Origin of the sequence: Nocardioides ginsengisoli, from assembly GCF_039537225.1 — a bacterium.
In the GTDB taxonomy this organism is placed as follows: Bacteria; Actinomycetota; Actinomycetes; order Propionibacteriales; family Nocardioidaceae; genus Nocardioides; species Nocardioides ginsengisoli.
Genome location: NZ_BAABAC010000030.1, coordinates 1 through 21,147 on the forward strand (window position 1 = coordinate 1; position 21,147 = coordinate 21,147).

The window sequence follows — 21,147 nt, forward strand, 5'->3', positions numbered from 1 at the left end:
GTGCCTGAGAACCCCTGTGGACGGGTTCTCAGGCACACGACTCACCGCGGAGCGGGCGGCCGCCGACCAGCCCCGACGGGCCGGCTCGAAAACGAAGATCGGCGCCAGGAGACCGGGCGAGCGAAGGCGGCCGCGTCAGCGGCGGCGCGGACGAAGTCCGTGCCGACAACCGCGCCCCAGCGTGCCGTCAGGGCCCCGCAGTCAAGGACGCCGAAGGCGCCGCGCAGCGGGCCGAGCGAAGCGAGGATCCTTGACGGCGGGAGACGGCACGCTACGCGCGGCCGCCGACCAGCCCGTCACACCAGCCCGTCACACCAGCCCGTCACACCAGCCCGCAGGAGACCAGCGGGAGCGACGTCACCCCACCCGCCGCAACCACAGCGACGACGGCGGGTTCGCGTCGTCCGCGACGGCCACGTACGCCGGGTGCTCCCGCCGCAGCGCCGCCTCGTCGTCGTACCGCAGCATCGGCACCGACAGCTCGATCGGGAACTCCTTGTTGAAGGCGAGGAAGGTCTGCACGACCATCGCCTCGTTCCAGTACACCGGCCACCGCTCGCCGAACAGCCAGGTGTCGGCCGGGAAGGGCGTGTTGAAGGGGAAGGGCACGTCGTGGATGTGCACGATGACGCCGGGCTTCACGCGCGGGAGCACCTCGAGGAAGAGGTAGGCGACGTCGCTGTCGATCTTGAGCGAGTGCGAGGAGTCGATGAAGAGCACGTCGCCGGCCTCGAGCTCCTCGAAGCGGGCGGTGGGGACGTCCTGAACGAAGCCCTCGATGAGGTTGAAGTTCGGGACGGTCCGCAGCGCGTCGAAGGGGTACGGCTCGACGCAGGTGATCTGCAGGGGCGAGCCCTCGGCGGCGTTGCGGCGCCCGGCGAGCGAGGCGTAGTACGTCGACAGGCCCGAGCCGACCTCGAGGTAGCGAGCCGGCTTGTGCTCGCGGAGCATGTAGTAGAGCGTCCGGGCGTCGAACTCGGGGTAGCCCGGGCCGAAGCCCTTGCGGGTGTTGGCGAGGTAGTCGCCGGTCTCGGCGAGGAACTCCGCCTCCCAGCGCTCGGCGAGGGCGGTGAGCCGAGCGCGCATCGCCGGTACGTCGACGTCGACGCCCGGCAGGCTCGACGGGCGGTCCCAGCGGGCGCGGGTCTCCTCGATCTCCTCGAGCACGGGCAGCGTCGAGTAGTAGTCGGCGCGGTGGGCCACGTTGAAGCCGAGCGCGGCGAAGATCCGTCGTACGGCGCGGATCCGGGCGCGGCGCACGCGGAACACGATGCGATCCAGGAAGGTGATCAGGAACGCCGGGGCGAACCGGCTCAGCACCCGCTTGACCCGTCCGGTCAGGGGCGCGTTGGCGGTGCGCTCGGTCAGGACGGGGGTGACCTCGGGAGCGGTCTCGACACTCGGCATGGCGGGGATCCTACGCACCTGCGGCGCTCTCGGAGGCAGGTCCCACGGACCCGTTCTCGGGACGATGTCCCGACGCGTGCGTCACGAGCACCCCGTAGCCCAGGAGCACGCACGCCGCGGCCGATACGGCGAGCAGCAGGATGCCGACCAGCACCAGGCTCTCGTTGAGCGCGGCGACCACGATCCCCGCGGCGAGCGCGGCGGCGAGCACGAACTCCACGACCGACGCGTACCTGCCGTGGTCGCGCGCCTGCAGCACCGAGATCAGCACCCGCCGCATGCCGAGCAGCCCGGCGGCGAGCACCACCCAGCGCGCGCACTCGACGGCGGGCAGGAACTCCCGGCCGAAGGTCCAGCGCACCACCGGCTCCATGAGCAGCTCGAGCGGCACCGTCACCGCGATCATCAGGACGGCGGTCAGCCCGAGCGTCTTGCGGACGTACTCCCGCTCCGCCTCGGGGTTCGTCTGCAGCACCGACAGCCTCGGCAGGGCGACCCCGGCCAGCGACATCCCGAGCACGTTGTGCAGCGCGGACAGCGCGTACGCGACGCCGTACAGGCCGAGCATCGCGTTGCCGAGCAGCGATCCGACGAGGAAGCGGTCGAGCGCGAGGCCGTCGATCGGACCGACGCTGCTGACGTGCCCACGCCGGGCGAGGGCGCGCAGCTCGTCGGGGTCGAGACCCGGCGCGTCGGGGCCGAGCGAGGGGCGCAGGCTGGTCACGCGGGCGATGAGGACGCCGCCGGAGAAGGCCACGATGACGAACGGGACAGCGACCGGCCCGAGGTCCCAGCCGAACAGCAGGCACGCGCCGAACGCGATGACGACGGCGACCTGCGGCAGCACGCCGGTCAGCGCGATCCGGATCGGCTCGGTGCCCTCCCCCAGCATCGCGCCCATCAGGATCCGCGCAGCCATCGCCTGCAGCGCCGTGAGCACCACGGCCAGCGCGAGGAGCAGCGTGTCGACGCCGATGTCGTCGCGGTGGATCAGCAGGAAGTACGCCGCCGCGACGACGCCCGCGCCGACGCCGAGCGGCAGCCACTGCCGCGTCAGTCCGCGCAGTCCGTCGCGGGCCGGGATCGCCCGCTCCGCGAGCTGCTTGGTGATCGCGTTGGGCAGCCCGCCGCCGAGGGTGAGCTGGGCGGCGACGGCCGCGAGCGTCGCGACGAGCAGCACCTGGCCGCGTCCCTCGACACCGAGCATCCGCGCGGCCATGACACCGGCGGCCATGGTGAGCAGCTGGGTGAGCACGCCGGTGCCCGCGAGCAGCCACCAGGGCACCGCACGGTGGCCTTCGACGACGGGAGCAGTCCGGCCGGAGGGGGACGTCGACACGGGTGCAGGATACGGGTAACGCGGACCCCATGACGGTCGTTGGAGAACGCGGGCCCGTTGGGTGCGCGGCGAATGCCGCCGGGCCCTCGAAAGGAGTGCCGTGAGCGCGCCGTCCCCCCAGCGACCTCTCGTCTTCAACCACATCCCCAAGTGCGCAGGCACGTCGGCACGCAACGCGATCATCGCCGCGCTGCCGCCGGATACGACGACCGTCTATCGGGTCGACGTCTCCCTCGTCGGCGGCTACGACCGCTTCGACGCGCTGCGCCCGCAGGCTGCGGCGACCTTCGTGCACAGCCCGGAGCAGATGCCGCTGGGCGCGGCCTTCGTGACCGGCCACGTCTCGCCCGGCACGACCCGCCCGCGGTACGACGAGCGCCAGGAGGTCACCATCCTGCGCGCCCCGCGGCTGCGCGTGCTGTCGCAGTGGGTGCACAGCCGCGCGCTGTCCGACTTCGACCTGCGCCACTTCGGCCACGCGGGCTCGATCGCGTTCCGGGTCGCCCGCGGCGGCCTCGGCGACTACCTCGAGCACGCGATGATCGCGCCGAACATCGACAACACGATCACGCGCTTCCTCACCTGGCCGCACGCGCTGCTCTCCCCGACGGAGTTCATCGAGGACAAGTACGACGACGAGCTCCTCGACGCCGCACTGGAGTCGCTCGACCGCTTCGACCACGTCGGCCTGGTCGAGGACCCGCACTTCCTCGACAACCTGGGCGCCGCGATCGGCCTGGCCCTGCCCGAGACCCGGCTCAACGAGCGGGTGTCCGTGCCACGCCGCCGGCGTCCGAACCTCGGCCCCGAGCTCGACCAGCGCACGCGGGAGCTGCTCGCCCGCCGTACGCGTCTCGACGAGCAGGTCTGGGCCCACGCCGCGCGCAAGGTGCTGCCGGACGCCGATCCCGGGCAGGTGCTGGACGCCGCCTGGGACAAGGCCCTGCAGCGCTACGACGCCGCGCTGAACGCGCCCTACGAGAGCCGCCCGGTACGCCGGGCCGCCGAGCTCGCCTACGGCACCTACGCCGCGGCACGCGGGCTGCGCCGCCCCTGGTTCTAGGGGCGGCGCAACCGCCGGGCTCAGCCGGTCAGGCCGCCGTCGACGACGAGCACCTGGCCGGTCATGTAGGTGTTGCGCGGGTCGGTGAGGAACAGGCACGCGCGGGCGATGTCCTCGGGGTCGCCGAGCCGGCCCGACGGCGTACGACGCACGATCTGCTGCAGCTGCTCCTCGTCGAGCCCGTGGCTCATCTCGGTGCGCAGGTAGCCGGGCGCGATCGCGTTGACGGTGATGCCGCGCGAGCCGAGCTCACGGGCCAGCGCGCGGGTCATGCCCTCGAGCGCGGCCTTGGTGGCGCTGTAGACGGCGAGACCGCGGTAGCCGGAGCGGCCGACGACGGAGGAGATGTTGACGATCGTGCCGCTGCGCTTGACCATCATCCGGCGGCTGACCTGGCGGGCCATGTAGAGCGAGCCCTTGACGTTGAGGTCGACGACGACGTCGATGTCCTCGTCGGAGGTCAGGCCGATCACGCCGTCGCGCGCGACGCCCGCGTTGTTGATGAGGACGTCGATCCGGCCGAAGCGCGCGTGCACGGCGTTGACGAAGGCGGTGCAGTCGTCGGAGCTCGACACGTCGGCGGCCTGGAAGAGGAAGCGCTCGGCGACCTCCGGGTCGGCCTGCCACTTCTCGACCTCGGGCGTGATGGAGCGCGCGCAGGTGGCGACGATGTCGCCCTCGTCGAGATAGGCCTGGACGATGCCGGCCCCGAGGCCGCGGCTGCCGCCGGTGATGATGACGACGCGCGGCTCGCTGGTGGTGGTCCGGTCGCTCACTGTGCTTCTCTCCTGACGATCTTGCTCCCGGTCGTGCTGACCTCGTCGACGAACCGGATGCTGCGGGGGCGGGACGCCGAGGGCAGGTCGGCGCACGCCGCACGGATGGCGGCGTCGATCGCGGCGGTGTCCGCTCCCGCGGACGCCACCACCTCGACCGCAACGATCTGACCCGTCATCGGGTTCCGCCGTCCGTAGACACGAGCCAGGTCGACGCCGTCGACGGCGCCGATCCGCTCCTCGATGACGAGGGGGTGCACCTTGACTCCGCCGACGTTGATGATCTCCGACGAGCGGCCCAGGAAGACGACCCGATCGCCCTCGACGGCGACCAGGTCGCCCGTCGGCCGCCACGCCTCGGCGTCGATGTCGGGCTCGCCGTAGTAGCCGACCATTCCGGTGCGCGAGCGGATCCAGAGCTCCCCGTCGACGACCTTGAGCGCGATGTCGGCGTCGTCGCCGCGCTCGAGCACGGACGTCGACAGGCCGGCCTGCCGGTCGCGCATCGAGCCGGTGGAGCCGAACTCGGAGGCCGCGTAGACCTGCGAGACCTGCGCGTCGGGGAAGGTCCGCTCGAGCTCGCCCAGCAGCGGGCCGGGGATCGCCTCGCCGCCGAGGGTGATCTGGCGCAGCGTCGGCACCGCTCCCCCGTCGGCGCGCAGCTCGGCCAACAGGAAGCGCCAGTAGGTCGGCGTCGCGCTCGCGTGGGTCACGTCGAGCGTCCGCATCGCGTCGAGCCCCTCGCGCGGCCGGCGCGGGGCCGGACCGACGAGCGTCGCGCCGGCGGCGAAGACGTGCAGCAGGACCTGCAGGCCGGCGAACTGGTGCAGGCCGAAGCAGAGCAGCCAGCGCTCGTCGTGGGCGGGCTTGATCCGCTCGGTGGTGCGCACCAGACGACCCCAGTCGTGGCGGACGCCGCGCGGGGCGCCCGTCGTACCGGTGGTCAGCACGAGGTGCGGACGACGGGCCGGCGGCTCGCTCTCGAACCGCGCGTCGCCGGGGGCGAGCAGCGCGCCGAGCGCGACGCGTCGTACGCCGCCGGGCAGCGCGGACTCCGGCAGGTCGTCGCGGTCGGTGACGACGACGGTGTGGTCGAAGCGGCCGATCAGGTCGAGCACCTGCTCCGCGCCGTCGGGCGGCAGCAGGCACACCTCGACGCCGACCGCCGAGCCGGCGGCCATGAGCGCGACGACGGGCGCCGCCTCGTGGTCGGCGACGGCGACCCGGTCGACGCCGAGCGCCGCGAGCCGGGTCGCGGCGACCTCGGCCTGCGCGAGCAGCTCGCCGTAGGAGACGGTCAGGTCGTGGGTGACCACGGCCGGACGCTCCGGCCGGACCTCCGCGCCGCGGCGCAGGAACTCGATCACGCGGAAGCGCTCAGGCGGTCGCGTAGAACGACACGATGTCGTTCAGCGTCTCGGGCATGGTCTCGCCCTGGAACGGGTCGGTGCCGAACTCGTCCTCGAGGACGGCCGAGAGCTCGGCGGCCTCGAGCGAGTCGAGGCCCGCGCCGTCGGCGTACAGCGGGGTGTCGGCGGCGAGCTCGCCGGCCTCGGGCTTCACCCGCGACACGAACTCGCGGACGACCTGCTCGACACGTTCCTGCATTGCTGCTCGCTCCTCAGATCTGGGTGCCCCGACAGCACACGATCCGCCCGGGGCAAGGCGCGCCCACCTTAGCGTCCGAAGTCGTTGCGCAGGGCGAGTTCCCACGGTCAACCGCCCACCGACGGCCTTTACTTGCCCTACGCTCTCCGCATGCGTGCCGACATGCGTGTCCCTGCTCCCAGGACCGCCCGGGAGAAGGCCGTCGCCCGACTGAAGCGCAGCGTGCGCCGATGGGTCGACGGTCACCAGGTCCGTCACTTCGACGAGCTCGACGAGCGACTGCTCACCTACGAGTACCCGTCGTACCCGACGATGACCATCCTCGAGACCGTCGAGAACGACGGCCACCCCGTGCACGTCAAGAGCTACGCGGGGATCCACTACACCGCGACGTTCATCCCCGGGGGTCTCCACCACTCCGACTGGGTCAGCACGGTCCACAGTCATGCCGAGAACGGCGAGTGGATCCAGGCGCCCGGCGCGATCTACGACAACGGCCCGATCACCGTCGGCCACGACGCATTCATCGCCTACCAGGCGGTGATCACGTCCGGCGTGACGATCGGCGACGGCGCGATCGTGGCGACCCGCGCGGTCGTGATCAAGGACGTCGAGCCGTACTCGATCGTCGGCGGCAACCCGGCCAAGCACATCAAGTACCGCTTCGACGAGCCCACCCGCGAGGCGCTGCTGCGCATCAAGTGGTGGGACTGGGAGCCGGACAAGGTGGCCGCCCACCAGCACATCATCCACTCGCCGAAGGTGGCGGAGTTCGTCGCCGGTCACGACCCGGCGCTGGGCGCGCCGTCCTGCGAGCTCTGCACGGCCTGAGAGTGCCCTGATCTCGCCCGGAGGCCCGCGCGGGGCGATTCTTCGAGAACGGTCGCCGAACCTCTCATCTGGTGGGATGCTCTGCCCGTGCTCTACCGTCCCGAACTGGACGGCATTCGTGGGATTGCTCTCCTTGCCGTCATCGCCTGCCACACGAACGCTCCCCTGGCGCTGGGCGGCTGGATGGCCGTCGACGTGTTCTTCGTGCTCTCCGGCTACATCATCACGACGCTGCTGATCCGGGAGTTCGAGCGCACCGGCGACATCCGGCTGGGGCCCTTCCTGTGGCGCCGCATCCTGCGCGTCTATCCCGCACTGGTCGTGGTGCTGCTCGTCGGCGCCTTCTGGTTCCGCTACCTCGGCGTGGAGCCGACCTTCCGCGGCTATCTGCGGACGGCGGGCGCCGCCGCCGGCTACGTGCAGAACTTCGTCTGGGGCTTCGGGGGTGGCGAGCTCGGGAAGTTCGGCCACACCTGGAGCCTGGCCGTGGAGATGCAGTTCTACATCATCTGGCCGATCTGCCTGGCCGCCCTGCTGCGCCGCGGCAAGCGGCCGCTGCCGTGGATCGGCGCGGGCATCGCGGTCAGCTATCTGCTGATGGTGCTGCAGTCCGGTGAGCAGGGCGGGCACGCCTTCGCGCCGGCCTACTACCTGCCGTGGACGCGCGCGTGGGAGATCCTCGTCGGCTGCGGCCTGGCGTTCGTGCTGGCCAAGCGGGCGATGCCCGACGCCGGCCCGGAGTCGAAGCCGAAGGGCCGCTGGATCGGCTGGGCGATCGCGGGCTTCGGCGGCTGCTGGGTGCTCATGGGCGCGACGTACACGATCTTCGTCGACTCCAGCTACATGATCTGGCAGGCGCCGGTCATCACGCTGCTGGCCGCCGGCCTGATCACCCACCTCGACCGGGTGCACCGCTACGGCGTCGGCCGCTTCCTCGGCTGGGCACCGGTCGCGCTGCTCGGCCTGATCTCCTACAGCGTCTACCTCTTCCACCTGCCGGTGATGGCGGTGCTGCGGCTCAAGTTCCACATCATCGACCCACCCGAGCTCTTCGTCATCACGACCCCGATCTCGATCCTGCTGGCGGCGCTGTCCTACAACCTGATCGAGCGCCCGGTGCGCGAGTGGGGCAAGAAGCTGATCAAGCCCCGCCGGCAGCCGGTCGCGGTCAGCCCAGACGCTCGTACGATCCCGGGATGACCGGCTCGCGGGTGGCGACCTTGCGGGCCGGCACCCCGAACATGACGGCGCACTCGGGTGCGTCGGACAGCAGCACCGAGTTGGCGCCCACCTGGGCGTAGCGACCGACGGTCACCGGGCCCACGAGAACCGCGTTGGCGAGCACGATCGCGCCGTCGCAGACGGTCGGGAAGCCGTCGTCCTCGGGCGGGGTGTCGGGCTGCTTCACGCCGGCCGTGACGCCGCCGCCCAGGGTGACATTGGCGCCGACCCGCAGCCCGTTGCCGATCACGATCCCGTTGGGGTGCGGCATCAGCAGGCCGGGGCCGACGTCCATGCCCGGCACGAAGTCGGCGCTGACGAGCATCAGGCCGATGGTGCGGAGCAGGAAGGCGAGCCGCGTGCGGCCCCGTCGTACGGCGATCTGCTGGGCGCGCAGGATGACCGACGCGATCAGGCCGGGGTTCGACACGGCCTTGACCGCATACGCCGGCCAGGACGGGCGTACGTCGGGCCGGTAGCGCACCAGGTCGGAGAAGACGAGGTCGCGGAACCCCATCCCCTCCGACGTGGTCAGACCCTCCGGCTCGACGGCGGGAGAGCTCAACGGACCGCCTCGATCGCCATCTGCGCGCCACCCTCGCCGGTGCGCTTGTCGAGTCCGCGCAGCGCCTCGTGCCGGCTGTCGGACAGCGACCACTCCTGCGCGTCACTGAAGCCGGCCTTGGTGAGCTCGGCGCAGAGCGACGCGACGTCGTACAGATAGCCGGTGTGGTGGCCGAAGGACGCGATCGGCACGCGGACCAGGTCGGTCGGGTGCTCGACGGTCAGGCCGAGCGAGCGGTAGAAGGTGCCGACCTCGTCCTCGACCGAGCGGCTGCCGGCGAGGTAGAGCTCGACGTGCTTGCCCAGGTCGGGCGTGACCAGGCGGATCACCCCGCCGGGGCGCAGGCAGCGAAAGGCCTCGGCGAACATCCGCCGGCCGGCCTCGAGCGGGACGTGCTCGATCATGTTGTCGGCGTAGACGACGTCGAGCGCGCCGTCCTCGAAGGGCCACGGCTCGGTGGCGTCGAGGTAGTTGCGCGTGCGCGCGTTGACGTTGACCACGAGCCAGCCGGCCCGGTCGGACAGGCCGCCGATCTCCAGCTTGATCGGCCGCGCCGCCGCGTCAGCGGCCTTCCCCATCCGGCGCTTGGCGATCGGGGTGTTGACGGCGTGGACGGTCGCGCGCGCGGCCGCGTAGAGCCGCGGGTGCTCGGCAGGGTGAAGCCTCATGTGGGGAAACGCCTCCAGGGGGGATCGTTGCGGGCGCCGCTCAGGCACGTTGGCGCGAGCGAGGACGTCGTACCCTTCCCAACGAGTCGACACCCAGCAGGTTCTCCGCGAATTCCTCGGCAGTTGCCGGCGGGATCGCATTGGACCGCTTGCGGTCGGCCGGATAGGCGAAGACACGGGCGATCGCGGCCCCGATCGACACCGGATCGAGCTCGGCCACCTCGCCCCCGTCGGTCGCCGTGAGCTCACGGGCACGCACGCGCGACCCGGCGGTGACGACGGGGACCTCGGCGGCGAGGGCCTTGCCCATGATCCCGGACGGACCGTTGTTGGTCAGGATGATCGGCGCCACGTCGACCGATGCGACCAGCCGGTCGAGCACGTCGCCGGCGAGGAAGCCGTCGCGGACGATGACCCGCCCGCGCTCCTCCGCCGGCAGCGACTCGGCCCACGCCAGCACCTCGGGCGCGATCGGCCCGGCGAGCAGCAGGTCGGCGTCGAGACCCGCCTGGCCCATCGCCTCCCACACCAGCTTGGCGTTCTTGCGCTCGTTGACGACCCCGAAGATGCCGGCGATCCGGCGCCCGGCGGGCAGGCCGAGCTCGGCGCGGTGCTGCGCGCGGTCGCGCGAGTGGGCGTCGCACAGGTCGGGGTCGCGGGTGCGCTTGACGATCCAGCCCGGCGTCAGGTCGTCACGGCCGGCGAAGCCCGCCGTACGGTCGAGGGTGCGGGTCGCCATCGCGGCCACGGCGAGCGTGGCCTTGGGGATCCGCAGCTTCCAGCCGGTGAGGTCGTTGATGCTCAGCTTGGCGGGATAGCGGGTCAGCATGAACACCACGCGCGGCCGCGGCGCGATCCCGCGCAGCACGCGGGGCGCCTCGAACCACCAGCGCTTGAGCGCCTGGTCGGCGTCCATGATCACGATCGTGTGCCGCTCCCCCGCCGCTACCGGCGTACGCAGGCACACCTCGGCCGCCGCGGCGGCCATCTGCCGGGTCGGCGGAAGCACGCCGTCGAAGACCTCCTCGACGTGCACGTCGAGGCCGCCGAGATAGTCGGCGTAGGCCTCGTGCTCGGTGGCGCCCTTCGACGTCAGCAGCACCACGTCGCCCTGCAACAGAGCGACCTTGGCGACATTGGCGACAGCCTGGAACCGGTGCCCGACCGGACTCGGCTCGACGAGAACGGTCGTCATCACACCTCTCCACCCACAACTGGAACGGGGCCGCAGCATAGCCGCACGCGGGACCACCGACCACCGCTACGGTGTGCTCCCATGGACCGAAGGCAGTTGACCTCGCGCGCTCTCCGCTCGGCGATCCAGCGCGTCGCGGACCGCGGGTTCGTCGTACGTCGTCACCCGGCGGTGCGGCGACAGACCCTGCTGGCCGAGCACGCCGTCGACCTGGTCTTCGACGTCGGCGCCGCGAAGGGCCTCTACGCCGCCGAGCTGCGCCACTTCGGCTACCGCGGCCCGATCGTGTCCTGCGAGCCGATGAGCGCGCCGTACGCCGTGCTGGCGTCGGCCGCGGCGGCCGACCCCTCGTGGCACACGGTCCAGGTCGGCCTCGGCGCCGAGAACGGCACCGCCGACATCCACATCGCCTCCAACAGCGACAGCAGCTCCTTCCTCCCGATGGGCGAGCGCCACGCCGCCGCTGCCCCCCACGTCGGCTACGTCGGCACCGAGACCGTCCGCGTCGCGCGCCTCGACGACCTCGTCGACGAGGTGCCGGTGCACGGCTCGCGGATCTTCCTCAAGGTCGACACGCAGGGCTTCGAGCGGCAGGTGCTGGAGGGCGCGGCGAAGACCCTCGAGGCGTGCGTGGGCGTGCAGCTGGAGCTGTCGTTCACGACCACCTACGAGGGCGGGATGCTGGTCGACGAGGCGATCAGCCGGATGTACGACGCGGGGTTCGTGCTGACCGGGCTGGAGCCGGGGTTCGCGGCGGCGTCGGGTGCGGTGCTGCAGGCGGACGGGACGTTCTTCCGGGAGCGCTGACGCCGACCCGGCAGAAACTAGCTCACGAGAAGCACTGACCCTGCTTGATGCGATCCCCGCCGATCACGCCGCGACAGGTGCCGCCGCCGGAGTCGTGTGCCTGAGAACCCGCCCACAGGCGTTCTCAGGCACACGACTCCGCGCAAGCAGGGCGGCCCCCTGATCCGGCAGAAGTTTCTGCCGGGTCAGCGCATTTCCCGAGCCAGTTTCTGCCGGGTCGGCGCGTTTTGGGAGCTCGTTTGTGCCGGGTCGCGTCAGCAGGTGCGGAGGAACTCCTCGAGGTTCCGCGCCCACGACGAAGGCGACAGCCGCAGCGACAATCCCTTGCTCACCGCCGACATCTCCTCGAGCCGAGCAGCGGAGGACGTGCTCACCCGAGCCATCCGGTCCGCCAGGGCGGCAGCGTCCCCGGTCGGGTAGAGGTAGCCGTTCACGCCGTCCTGCACCATCGTCGGCGCCGCACCGACCATGTCCGAGGTGATCACGGGCAGCCCCGCGGCCGTGGCCTCGTGCAGCACCACACCGTAGGGCTCGGCCAGCGACGGGTTCACGTAGGCGCTGCTGGCGTGGAACAGGCCGGCGAGCTCGCGCGGCTGCACGAACCCGTGCCGCACCACCCCGGGTACGCCGTCGAAGTCCGACAGCAGCGGCCCGACGCCGGCCAGGTGCAGGTCCCACGGCTCCGGTACGGCGTCCCGGTAGCGGCGGTAGGCGTCCGCGAGGACGTCCGCTCCCTTGTGGTGCACCATGCGCAGCGCGGCCAGGAAGGCCCGCCGCGAGGCGAGCTCGGAGCCCGGCCAGGGGCCGGCGCCGTACAGGTCCGTGTCGGCGCACAGGCTGCCGCGCAGGATCGTGTCGGGACCGAAGCCGAGGTGGCGGGCGAAGGTCTCGGTCCGCTCGCACGGCACCATCGCGGCGTCGAACATCGGCTGCAGGAACCACCGCGAGGTGGCGCGGCCGACCCACTGGCGGGGCGTGCCCAGCCAGTTGTTGTCCATCCAGCACACGCGCAGCGCCTGGCCCTCACGGCCCTTGAGCACCTCGCGGTACGGCGGGATGTGCCACGAGTGCACGAGGATCGCGTGCGGCGCGAAGCCGTCGACGAGGCGGTTGAGCTCCTCGCCGGTCGGCATCTCGTGCCACGCGTGCACCTTGGCGACGTCCTCGAGCGGGAACCGCTCGTAGGCGACGTTGTCGCGCTTGGCCTGGGTGATCACGAACAGCTCGACGCCGCGCTCGACGAGGGCACGGAACTTCGCGTCGAGGTAGCCGGTCAGGCCGGTCGCCAGCATGACGACGCGCAGGGGCTCGGCGTCCCGGCGCGCCGCCGCCACGGCGAGCGTCACGTCAGCTGCCCGTACGACGCGCGAGCAGGACGTGGCGGTCCCGCTCGGTGCGCAGGACGACGTCGACCTGGTCGAAGCCGAGCGAGTTGAGCAGCGCGATCTCGTCGTCCAGCTCGTCGTGGCCCTCGTAGAGCAGCTCGGCGTGCTGGGCCAGGAAGCGCAGGACCCGGTCGCGGTCGGGCAGCCAGTGGACGATCGACAGGGCGGTGACCATGTCGTAGCCGCTGAGCCGCTCCTCCCACTTCTCCTCGCCCATCAGGTCGAGCTGCTCGAAGGTGCAGCCGGTCTCGAACGCCCGGGCGACGGTCTTGGCGGCGTCGACGATCGTGTGGTCGTGGTCGACGCCGTGGGTCTCGGCGGCGCCATGCATCTTCGCGAAGTTGGAGAGCAGGCCCATGTTGCAGCCCAGCTCGAGCACCCGCTTGCCGGTGAAGTCGACCGACGCGGCGATCGGGTCCCAGCGCAGCGGCCAGGCACGCTCACCGGACAGGTGGCTGCCGCGATAGCTCAGCGCGTAGTAGGCCAGGCCCTGGCCGCGGGCGTTGGCCGCCGACTGCTCGGCGAGGTGCCACGCGTCGCGCAGGATCGCCACGTCGCGGGTCTCGCCGGCGACCTTGGCCGCGGGCCGGTTCTTGACCAGCTGGTAGCGGACCCGGCGGGCGGCGGTGAGGCTCTTCGGCGCGAGCGAGACCGCGGCGAGCTTCCAGAACGGCGTCGGGCCGGCGCCGATGCCGACCCAGTCGCGCAGCGCGGCCCGGCGCGGCGACGTGCGGGTCGCGCGGTCGAAGTCGACCAGGCGTACGTCGTCGCCCTCGACCAGGATGTTGTCGGTGCGCAGGTCGCCGTGCGCGATGCCCTGCTTGTGCAGCGCCCGCAGCTCGGGGACCAGCGAGCGCAGCACGCGCATCCGGTCCTTCGTGGTGAACGACGTCTCCTGCTGGTCGAACAGGTGGCTGCTGAACGTGCTGCCCGGCAGCACCTCCTGCAGCGAGATCTCCCAGCCGTCGCGCTGCGCGTAGTCGACCTCACGCCCCAGCGAGCGCAGGAACCCGGCCTCGACCTCCATGCCGGCGTCGGCCGGCCAGGCGGGGTCGATCCGACGGATCTTCGCCAGCTTGTCGCCGGCCCGGTAGGTCCGGCTGTCGGTGATGAACCGGCTCACCGACACCAGCTCGGCGCCGGCGCCGAGGACGTCCGCGACGATCGCCTGCCACGCCGCCTCCTCGGCCTTGACGTGGTCGGCGGGAGACATCGCGGCGACGTCGTTCGGTTCTGTGGGGGCGGCCATGACGGGTCACTTCCTCCTGGGGGGTCCGGGGGGTCCGGCGAATCCTAGAGGGACAACGGAGCAGGACCGGTCAGGTTCTGCTCATCGCCGAGACCGCCTCGAACTGGCCCGGATCAGCGCCCGTTGAGCAGCCGGTCGAGGTCCTCGCGGTCGGCGTCGACCATCAGCTTGGCCAGCTCCGGCGTCCGGGTCTGCGCCTCCCAGCCGAGCAGCGACTTCGCCTTCGACGCGTCGCCGATGAGCGCGTCGACCTCGGCCGGGCGCTCGAAGGCGTCGTTGTGCTTCACGTGGTCCTGCCAGTGCAGCCCCGCGTGCGAGAACGCCGCCTCGCAGAAGTCGCGGACCGTGTAGCCGACGCCGGTGGCGAGCACGTAGTCGTCGGGCTCGTCGGCCTGCAGCATCCGCCACATGCCCTCGACGTACTCCGGCGCGAAGCCCCAGTCGCGGACGGCGTCGAGGTTGCCCAGCTCGACGTGGTCGGTGATGCCCGCGGAGATCGCGGCGACCGCCTTGGTGATCTTGCGGGTCACGAAGCTCTCCCCACGCCGCGGCGACTCGTGGTTGAACAGGATCCCGGAGACCGCGAACAGGTTGTAGGCCTCGCGGTAGTTGACCGTCACCCAGTGCGCCTGCAGCTTCGAGGCGCCGTACGGCGAGCGCGGGTGGAAGACCGACTGCTCGTTCTGCGGCGGCGGGGTCAGGCCGAACATCTCCGACGTCGACGCCTGGTAGAACCGGCAGTCGAGCCCGGCCGCGCGGATCGCCTCGAGCAGGCGCAGGGTGCCGATCGCGTTGGTCGACGCGGTGTGGTCGGGCATCTCGAAGGACACCTTGACGTGGCTCTGCGCGCCCAGGTTGTAGACCTCGTCGGGCTCGATCATCCGCACCAGGTTGACCAGGCTGACGCCGTCGGTGAGGTCGCCGTAGTGCAGGTGGAGGCGGGGCTCGTCCTTGAGGTGGTCGATCCGGCCGCGGTTGAACATGGAGGAGCGTCGCACGAGCCCGTGGACGTCGTACCCCTTGGCGAGCAGGAGCTCGGCGAGGTAGGAGCCGTCCTGGCCGGTGATCCCGGTGATGAGTGCGCGCTTCACGAGGCAGAGCCTAGAACGTGTTCACCCCAGGGAGGCATCGCGGCGGGCGGCGCGGCCGGGTCAGGACCCGGCTCGTATCATCCAGCGACATGAGCCGACGGCGCGCCGCCTCCCTGTCCGCCGCCCTCCTCGTCGTCGGCGGGCTGCTGCTCGGCGCCTGCGGCGACCCCGACCAGGAGCCGCCCGCCGACCCGGGCGCGCAGCGCGACCGCGCGATCCACGCCGGCGACCGGTACGTCGCGCTGGGCGACTCCTACACGGCGGCGTACAAGACCGGGAAGACCGACAAGGCGTCCGGCCCCTGCCTGCGCTCGCTGGCCAACTACCCGCGCCTGCTCGCCGACAAGCTGGACCTCGAGCTCACCGACGTCAGCTGCGGCGGCGCGACCAGCGACGCCGCGCTCTCGCCCCAGCGCAAGGAGGGCGGATCGGTGATCCCGGCCCAGATCGAGGCGGTCACCAAGGACACCGACCTGGTCACGATCAGCATGGGCTCCAATGACGTCGACCTCTACGGCGCGATCATCGGCGGCTGCGTCGAGCTCGCGGCCGGCGACCCCAGCGGCTCCCCGTGCACCGACCTGGCCCGGCAGAACGAGGTCAAGGGCAAGCGCGACCTGCGCAACGTCGAGAACTCGCTGACCAGCATCATCCGCGCCGTCGCCGCGAAGGCGCCCCAGGCGCGCGTCGTGCTCGTCGGCTACCCGCAGTCCTTCCCGTCCGACAAGCCCTGCGCCAACCTCCCGATCGCGCGGGGCGACGTCCCGTTCGCGTTCCAGGCGGCCCGGGACGTGACCGACGTCCTCGCCTCCGCGGCGAAGGAGGAGGGCGTCGAGTACGTCGACGTCTGGTCCGCCACCCAGGGCCACGACGTCTGCTCGAAGGACCCCTGGATCGCGGGCGCCCACCCCCGCCGCCGCGATGGCTTCGCCTACCACCCGTTCCCCGAGGAGCAGCGCGCCGTCGCCGACCTGCTCGTCGCGACCCTGTCCTGATCTGTCCTGACCAACCCGCGCTTTCCCGCGCGGGCGGCTCGGACGTGCCCTAGGATCACCGGCCATGCCCGCTGTCCAGCAGTGCCCGGCCTGTCGCTCCCAGCAGATCCGCCGGATGCCGGCCTCCCGGGCGACCGGGCGCACGATCGTGACCTGCCAGGTGTGCGGCATGTCCGCCCACGGTGAGTACGACGACGCGCCGCCCCAGGTCGTCGCCGAGGACGAGATCACCCCGGAGCTGTACGCCGCCTACGTCGCGGCCAAGCGCGACGGCGGCCGCCCCGAGATCTGGCGCGAGATGCTCGCGACCAGCCTGCGGCAGCTCGGCACCGGCCGCGGCACCGGCGGCAACACCAGAGTCTTCGACGTCGGCGCCGGCGACGGCGGCTTCCTGCAGTTGGCCCGCGACGAGTTCGGCTGCGAGGTCTTCGGCAACGAGACGTCCGCGGCCGCCGTCCGGCTGGCCAAGGAGCGGCACGAGATCGACCTCGAGCTCGGCGACATCGGCACGCTCGGCCACGAGAACGAGTTCGACGTCGTCACCATGTGGTGCGTCCTCGCGCACGTGCCCAACGGCGACCGGCTGCTCGCCGACGCGCTGGCCATGCTCCGCCCCGGCGGCTGCCTGGTGCTGCAGACCCCGCACCGCACGCTCGCCGACCGGGCCGCGCTCGGGCTGGCCAAGGCGTCCGACGGCCGGGTCACGAAGGTGTCCGACCGGCGGCTGCCCACACACCACCGGATCCTGCACACGCCGGCCAGCATGGAGCTGCAGCTGACCCGCCTCGGATACACCGACGTGACCGCGACGCCGAAGGCCCGCTACAGCCTGTCGTCCGAGCTGTACCTCTACTTCGCCGGCCTCCGCGGCCCCGCCCTCAAGGCCGGCAGCAAGGTGATGGACCAGTTCGTCGACCGCGGCCTCGCACCGCGCATCGTGCTCGACGTCTTCGCGCGCAAGCCCCTCTGATCCGGGCCGGCGCTCAGGTCGGGTTCGTAGGATTCACCGACGTGGCTCCTCGATCGCGCCCGATCCGCCCCGTCACGCTCCTCGCGCTGCTCGTGGCGGCGACGCTCGCGCTCGCCGGCTGCACGACGCGCGCGCACAAGGCGGGCGCCGGCGAGGGTCTGCACAAGGGTGACCGGTACGTCGCGCTCGGCGACTCCTACACCGCGGCCTACCTCACCGGAAAGCTCGACACCGAGTCCGGCGGCTGCCTGCGCTCGCTGACCAACTACCCACGCCAGGTCGCGGACAAGCTGGGGCTCGAGCTCACCGACGTCAGCTGCGGCGGCGCGACGACCGCCGACGTCACCGCCGGCCAGAAGCCCACCTGGGGCGCCGCCGTACCGCCGCAGATCGACGCCGTCGGTCCCGACACCCGGCTGGTGACGATCGGCCTCGGCGGCAACGACTTCAACCTGTTCGGCCGGATCATCATCAACTGCATGTTCGCCGCACAGCAGGACCCGACAGGCTCCCCCTGCACCGACATCGCGGCGAAGAACCCGCGGGTGTGGCAGGTCTTCGACAGGATCCAGCAGCGGCTGGTCCGGGTCGTCGAGCTGGTGCGCAAGCGGGCGCCGGAGGCGCGGGTCCTGCTCGTCGGCTACCCGCAGGCCTTCCCGGCCACCGGCGGCTGCGCCCAGTTCCCCATCGCCACCGGCGACATGACGCTCGCGCGCGACCTGCTCAACGGGCTCAACGGCGCCGTCGAGGGCGCCGCGTCCGACAGCGGCGCGTCGTACGTCGACGTCTGGACGCCGAGCGCCGGCCACGACATCTGCAGCAAGGACCCGTGGATCGCGGGCGCCCGCCCCGAGCGCACCGACGGCTTCGCCTATCACCCCTACCCGGAGGAGCAGCAGCTCGTCGCGCGCCAGGTGCTCGACGTCCTCGCCGGCTCGTCGGACGCGTCCGCGAAGACGAGGGAAGCCACCCCGAACTCCCCGTGACGTCACCGCCCCTCGGTCGTTGGATCCGCATGCAGCTGGGGGGCTGAAGACGCAAAGGAGTGAGGGACATGTCGGGACGTCAGGTGGACGTGCTCGTGGCCGGTGGCGGTGGCTTCATCGGAGGGCACCTGGCCGCTGACCTGCTGGCGCAGGGCAAGACCGTTCGGGTGGTCGACGTCAAGCCGCAGTCGGAGTGGTACCAGGTCCACCCGGACGCCGAGAACGTGCAGGCCGACCTGTCGCTCCTCGACGCCGCCGAGGCCAGCACCGCCGGCGCGCGCGAGGTCTACATGCTCGCCGCCGACATGGGCGGCATGGGCTTCATCGAGAACAACAAGGCGCTCTGCATGCTGACCGTGCTCACCAGCACGCACATGCTCCAGGCCGCCAAGAAGTACGACGTCGAGCGCTACTTCTACTCCTCGTCGGCCTGCGTCTACGCCGCCGACAAGCAGACCAACACCGACATCACCGCCCTCAAGGAGAGCGACGCCTACCCGGCGATGCCCGAGGACGGCTACGGCTGGGAGAAGCTCTTCAGCGAGCGGATGGCCCGCCACTTCACCGAGGACTTCGGCCTGATCACGCGCACCGCGCGCTACCACAACGTCTACGGCCCGGAGGGCACGTGGACCGGTGGCCGCGAGAAGGCGCCGGCGGCGGTGTGCCGCAAGATCGCCGAGGCGGTCATCTCCGGCAAGCACGAGCTCGAGATCTGGGGCGACGGCGAGCAGACCCGCAGCTTCATGTACATCGACGACTGCGTGAAGGGCTCCCAGATGATCCTGGCGAGCGACCTCGAGGACCCGATCAACCTGGGTTCGGCCGAGCTCGTCTCGATCAACCAGCTCTACTCGATCGTCGAGGAGATCGCCGGCATCAAGTGCGAGCGGAAGTACGACCTCTCCGCCCCGCAGGGCGTGCGCGGCCGCAACTCCGACAACACGATGATCAACGAGGTCTTCGGCTGGGAGCCGTCGATCAGCCTGGCCGACGGACTGGCGAAGACCTACGCGTGGGTCTACGACCAGGTCAAGCGCGCTCAGGGCTGACCCCCGCACCCGCCTGACGTGCGCATCCTCGTCCACGACTACTCCGGGCACCCGTTCCAGGTCGAGCTCAGCCGTGAGCTCGCCCGGCGGGGGCACGCCGTCACCCACTCCTACTGCCCGGGGTGGGTGTCGGGCAAGGGTCATCTGGCCGCCGAGCTCGGCGAGACGCTGGTGTTCGACCCGGTCGGACCGACCGACCCGATCGCGAAGGACCGGTTCCTCCGGCGGATCGTGGTCGAGGCGGCCGTCGGCTGGCAGCTGCTCAAGCAGGTACGCCGTACCCGCGCGCAGACGGCGATGCTCTCCAACGCGCAGATCCCCACGCTGGTGGTCTTCGCGCTGGGCATGGCCCTGCTCCGGCGGCCGTGGGTGCTCTGGCACCAGGACGTCTACGCCGTCGCGGTCCGCTCGTTCGCGGGCGACAAGCTGGGCGGCCTGTTCCGCCTCGTGGCGACGGTCTTCAGCATCGCCGAGCGCTGGGTCTCCCGGCGCGCGGCCGCGATCGTGGTGATCGCGCCGTCGTTCGTCCCCGTCCACGAGGAGTGGGGGACGGCGGACAAGGTCACCGTGATCCCCAACTGGGCGCCGCTCGACGAGATCGTGCCCGCGGAGCGCAAGAACGACTGGGCGACCGAGCACGAGCTCGACGACACCGCCACCCTGCTCTACTCCGGCACGCTCGGCCTCAAGCACGACCCGACGCTGCTGGTCGGGCTCGCCCGCCAGGTCATCGACGCCGGCCGCCCGGTGCGGCTGGTCGTCGTCAACGAGGGCCCCGCGGTCGAGGTGATCCGCGCGGAGTCCGCGCGGCTCGACGTACCGGTGACGCTGCTGCCGTTCCAGCCCTACGAGCGGCTCTCCGAGGTGCTCGCGACCGGCGACATCCTCGTCGTCCTGCTGGAGAAGCAGGCCGGCGCCTTCTCGGTGCCGTCGAAGACGCTGTCCTACCTGTGCGCCGGCCGCCCGGTCCTCGGCATGATGCCGTCGGAGAACCTGGCCGCCGCGCTGATCACCCGCGCCGGCGGCTCGGTCGTGGCGCCCGACGCGAAGGCGCTGCCCGAGGCGGCCGCGTGGGCGGTCGACGTCCTCGGTGACGCCGAGCTGCGCGACGAGCTGGGCGAGGCCTCCCGCGACCTGGCCGAGCAGGAGTTCGCGCTCGCCGGCTGCGCCGACCGCTTCGAGACCATCCTGAGCCGGAGCAGCCGATGACCGCGACCGTCGTCCTGGGCCCGAAGACCCGGCTCGGTCGCGAGGTCGTCCGCCGCCTTGGCGCCGCCCCCGTGCTCGCGATCGCCCGCGACGCCGCCGACGTCTCGGCCGTCGCCGCCGCGACCGGACTCGGCACCCTCGACATCGTCGACGCCTCCACCGGCAAGCTGGGCGCCCGCGTCGCCGAGCTCGGCGACGGCCCGGTGCGGCTGATCGTCGCCGCCCTCGGCCCGGTGCATCCGGTCAAGCCCGACTTCGAGGCCGACCTGGCCGCCGTCCGGCGCGACCTCGACATCGTCGACCAGGTGCTCGGCTCCGGCCGGCCGGTCGAGGTCGTCCTGGTCTCCACCGTCATTGCGCTCGCCCCCGGCGACGACCGCCGCTACTACGGCGGCTGGAAGTCCCTGCTGGAGCAGCTCCTCGAGCAGCACACGGCCCGGTACGGCGCCGCGCTCGCCGTCCTCTACCCGGGCCGGCTGCGCTCGGGACGGGCCGCGAAGCCGTGGCAGCGGCTGCACGCGTCGTACGACCGGCTGGCCCGTGTCGTGCTCGACGAGGACACCGCGCCAGGGGTGCGCCGCACTGTTGGTGCGGACTCCAGAATTTGGCTCGCTGTGAGGAGTATCTCTTTCGCTCTTCGCTCGTTGGGCCTCTCGACTGGACGTCAACGCAACGCGCTGGGGGGCGCACATGGCGGCGGTGCGACCGGCAGCGACTCACGGGAGTAACG

General features: G+C 71.7%; 21 protein-coding genes. 10 read left to right on the forward strand and 11 right to left on the reverse strand.

Features of this window, described 5'->3' with window-relative positions:
- Positions 1 to 357 precede the first annotated feature (357 nt).
- Together AB4880_RS16700 and AB4880_RS16705 are read right to left on the reverse strand one after the other, a co-directional pair.
- Positions 358 to 1,407 (reverse strand): class I SAM-dependent methyltransferase, encoded by a 1,050-nt coding sequence (locus tag AB4880_RS16700; protein WP_367920352.1) that lies wholly within the window; start codon positions 1,405 to 1,407, stop codon positions 358 to 360.
- Between the two features lie 10 nt (positions 1,408 to 1,417).
- Positions 1,418 to 2,746 carry a lipopolysaccharide biosynthesis protein gene (locus AB4880_RS16705; RefSeq protein ID WP_367920353.1) on the reverse strand — a complete coding sequence of 443 codons (1,329 nt, stop codon included), beginning with the start codon at positions 2,744 to 2,746 and terminating at the stop codon, positions 1,418 to 1,420.
- Positions 2,747 to 2,846: 100 nt separating this feature from the next.
- Here AB4880_RS16705 and AB4880_RS16710 point away from each other — a divergent pair, with 100 nt between their 5' ends.
- The gene (locus AB4880_RS16710; RefSeq protein WP_367920354.1) at positions 2,847 to 3,809 is read left to right on the forward strand and encodes a hypothetical protein; all 963 of its coding nucleotides are present in this window, start codon (positions 2,847 to 2,849) and stop codon (positions 3,807 to 3,809) included.
- Between the two features lie 20 nt (positions 3,810 to 3,829).
- On the opposite strand, the gene AB4880_RS16715 is transcribed toward AB4880_RS16710, so the two are convergent.
- The 3 genes from AB4880_RS16715 to AB4880_RS16725 are packed head-to-tail and all read right to left on the reverse strand — an operon-like array spanning position 3,830 to position 6,193.
- On the reverse strand, positions 3,830 to 4,585 hold the full coding sequence (locus tag AB4880_RS16715) for an SDR family NAD(P)-dependent oxidoreductase (RefSeq protein WP_367920355.1): 756 nt from the start codon (positions 4,583 to 4,585) through the stop codon (positions 3,830 to 3,832).
- A complete protein-coding gene (locus tag AB4880_RS16720; RefSeq protein ID WP_367920356.1) occupies positions 4,582 to 5,952 on the reverse strand; it encodes a class I adenylate-forming enzyme family protein in 1,371 nt (456 codons plus the stop codon). Before AB4880_RS16720 ends, AB4880_RS16715 begins: the two co-directional genes overlap by 4 nt.
- 10 nt (positions 5,953 to 5,962) lie before the next feature.
- Positions 5,963 to 6,193 carry an acyl carrier protein gene (locus AB4880_RS16725; RefSeq protein ID WP_367920357.1) on the reverse strand — a complete coding sequence of 77 codons (231 nt, stop codon included), beginning with the start codon at positions 6,191 to 6,193 and terminating at the stop codon, positions 5,963 to 5,965.
- Positions 6,194 to 6,343: 150 nt separating this feature from the next.
- Between AB4880_RS16725 and AB4880_RS16730 the strand changes: the two genes are divergently transcribed.
- A complete protein-coding gene (locus AB4880_RS16730; protein ID WP_367920358.1) occupies positions 6,344 to 7,024 on the forward strand; it encodes a CatB-related O-acetyltransferase in 681 nt (226 codons plus the stop codon).
- Between the two features lie 87 nt (positions 7,025 to 7,111).
- The gene (locus AB4880_RS16735; RefSeq protein WP_367920359.1) at positions 7,112 to 8,224 is read left to right on the forward strand and encodes an acyltransferase family protein; all 1,113 of its coding nucleotides are present in this window, start codon (positions 7,112 to 7,114) and stop codon (positions 8,222 to 8,224) included.
- On the opposite strand, the gene AB4880_RS16740 is transcribed toward AB4880_RS16735, so the two are convergent.
- The 3 genes from AB4880_RS16740 to AB4880_RS16750 are packed head-to-tail and all read right to left on the reverse strand — an operon-like array spanning position 8,193 to position 10,673.
- Entirely contained in the window at positions 8,193 to 8,810 is a 618-nt protein-coding gene (locus AB4880_RS16740; RefSeq protein WP_367920360.1) for a serine O-acetyltransferase, read from the reverse strand. The two genes, AB4880_RS16735 and AB4880_RS16740, sit on opposite strands and share 32 nt — an antisense overlap.
- Positions 8,807 to 9,478 (reverse strand): class I SAM-dependent methyltransferase, encoded by a 672-nt coding sequence (locus AB4880_RS16745; protein WP_367920361.1) that lies wholly within the window; start codon positions 9,476 to 9,478, stop codon positions 8,807 to 8,809. The genes AB4880_RS16740 and AB4880_RS16745 overlap by 4 nt, the downstream gene beginning before the upstream one ends.
- Before the next feature lie 40 nt (positions 9,479 to 9,518).
- A complete protein-coding gene (locus AB4880_RS16750) occupies positions 9,519 to 10,673 on the reverse strand; it encodes a glycosyltransferase family protein (RefSeq protein ID WP_367920362.1) in 1,155 nt (384 codons plus the stop codon).
- A gap of 81 nt (positions 10,674 to 10,754) precedes the next feature.
- Here AB4880_RS16750 and AB4880_RS16755 point away from each other — a divergent pair, with 81 nt between their 5' ends.
- Complete coding sequence (locus AB4880_RS16755) at positions 10,755 to 11,480, forward strand: FkbM family methyltransferase (RefSeq protein ID WP_367920363.1); 726 nt, start codon at positions 10,755 to 10,757, stop codon at positions 11,478 to 11,480.
- Positions 11,481 to 11,734: 254 nt separating this feature from the next.
- Here the strand turns inward: AB4880_RS16755 and AB4880_RS16760 are convergent, their stop codons facing one another.
- The 3 genes from AB4880_RS16760 to gmd all read right to left on the reverse strand — a co-directional run bounded on the left by AB4880_RS16760 (position 11,735) and on the right by gmd (position 15,205).
- The gene (locus AB4880_RS16760; protein ID WP_367920364.1) at positions 11,735 to 12,826 is read right to left on the reverse strand and encodes a glycosyltransferase family 4 protein; all 1,092 of its coding nucleotides are present in this window, start codon (positions 12,824 to 12,826) and stop codon (positions 11,735 to 11,737) included.
- 1 nt (position 12,827) lies between these two features.
- The gene (locus tag AB4880_RS16765) at positions 12,828 to 14,114 is read right to left on the reverse strand and encodes a protein kinase domain-containing protein (protein ID WP_367920365.1); all 1,287 of its coding nucleotides are present in this window, start codon (positions 14,112 to 14,114) and stop codon (positions 12,828 to 12,830) included.
- 113 nt (positions 14,115 to 14,227) lie between these two features.
- Entirely contained in the window at positions 14,228 to 15,205 is a 978-nt protein-coding gene (gene gmd, locus AB4880_RS16770) for a GDP-mannose 4,6-dehydratase (protein WP_367920366.1), read from the reverse strand.
- 89 nt (positions 15,206 to 15,294) lie between these two features.
- On the opposite strand from gmd, the gene AB4880_RS16775 reads away from it, so the two are divergent.
- The 6 genes from AB4880_RS16775 to AB4880_RS16800 all read left to right on the forward strand — a co-directional run bounded on the left by AB4880_RS16775 (position 15,295) and on the right by AB4880_RS16800 (position 21,145).
- Positions 15,295 to 16,200 carry an SGNH/GDSL hydrolase family protein gene (locus AB4880_RS16775; protein WP_367920367.1) on the forward strand — a complete coding sequence of 302 codons (906 nt, stop codon included), beginning with the start codon at positions 15,295 to 15,297 and terminating at the stop codon, positions 16,198 to 16,200.
- Between the two features lie 64 nt (positions 16,201 to 16,264).
- Positions 16,265 to 17,170 carry a class I SAM-dependent methyltransferase gene (locus AB4880_RS16780; RefSeq protein WP_367920368.1) on the forward strand — a complete coding sequence of 302 codons (906 nt, stop codon included), beginning with the start codon at positions 16,265 to 16,267 and terminating at the stop codon, positions 17,168 to 17,170.
- Between the two features lie 41 nt (positions 17,171 to 17,211).
- Entirely contained in the window at positions 17,212 to 18,156 is a 945-nt protein-coding gene (locus tag AB4880_RS16785; RefSeq protein WP_367920369.1) for an SGNH/GDSL hydrolase family protein, read from the forward strand.
- A gap of 68 nt (positions 18,157 to 18,224) precedes the next feature.
- Positions 18,225 to 19,208 (forward strand): NAD-dependent epimerase/dehydratase family protein, encoded by a 984-nt coding sequence (locus AB4880_RS16790; protein WP_367920370.1) that lies wholly within the window; start codon positions 18,225 to 18,227, stop codon positions 19,206 to 19,208.
- Between the two features lie 18 nt (positions 19,209 to 19,226).
- Positions 19,227 to 20,417 (forward strand): glycosyltransferase family 4 protein, encoded by a 1,191-nt coding sequence (locus AB4880_RS16795; RefSeq protein WP_367920371.1) that lies wholly within the window; start codon positions 19,227 to 19,229, stop codon positions 20,415 to 20,417.
- On the forward strand, positions 20,414 to 21,145 hold the full coding sequence (locus AB4880_RS16800) for a hypothetical protein (RefSeq protein ID WP_367920372.1): 732 nt from the start codon (positions 20,414 to 20,416) through the stop codon (positions 21,143 to 21,145). Before AB4880_RS16795 ends, AB4880_RS16800 begins: the two co-directional genes overlap by 4 nt.
- The last annotated feature ends 2 nt before the right edge of the window (positions 21,146 to 21,147 follow it).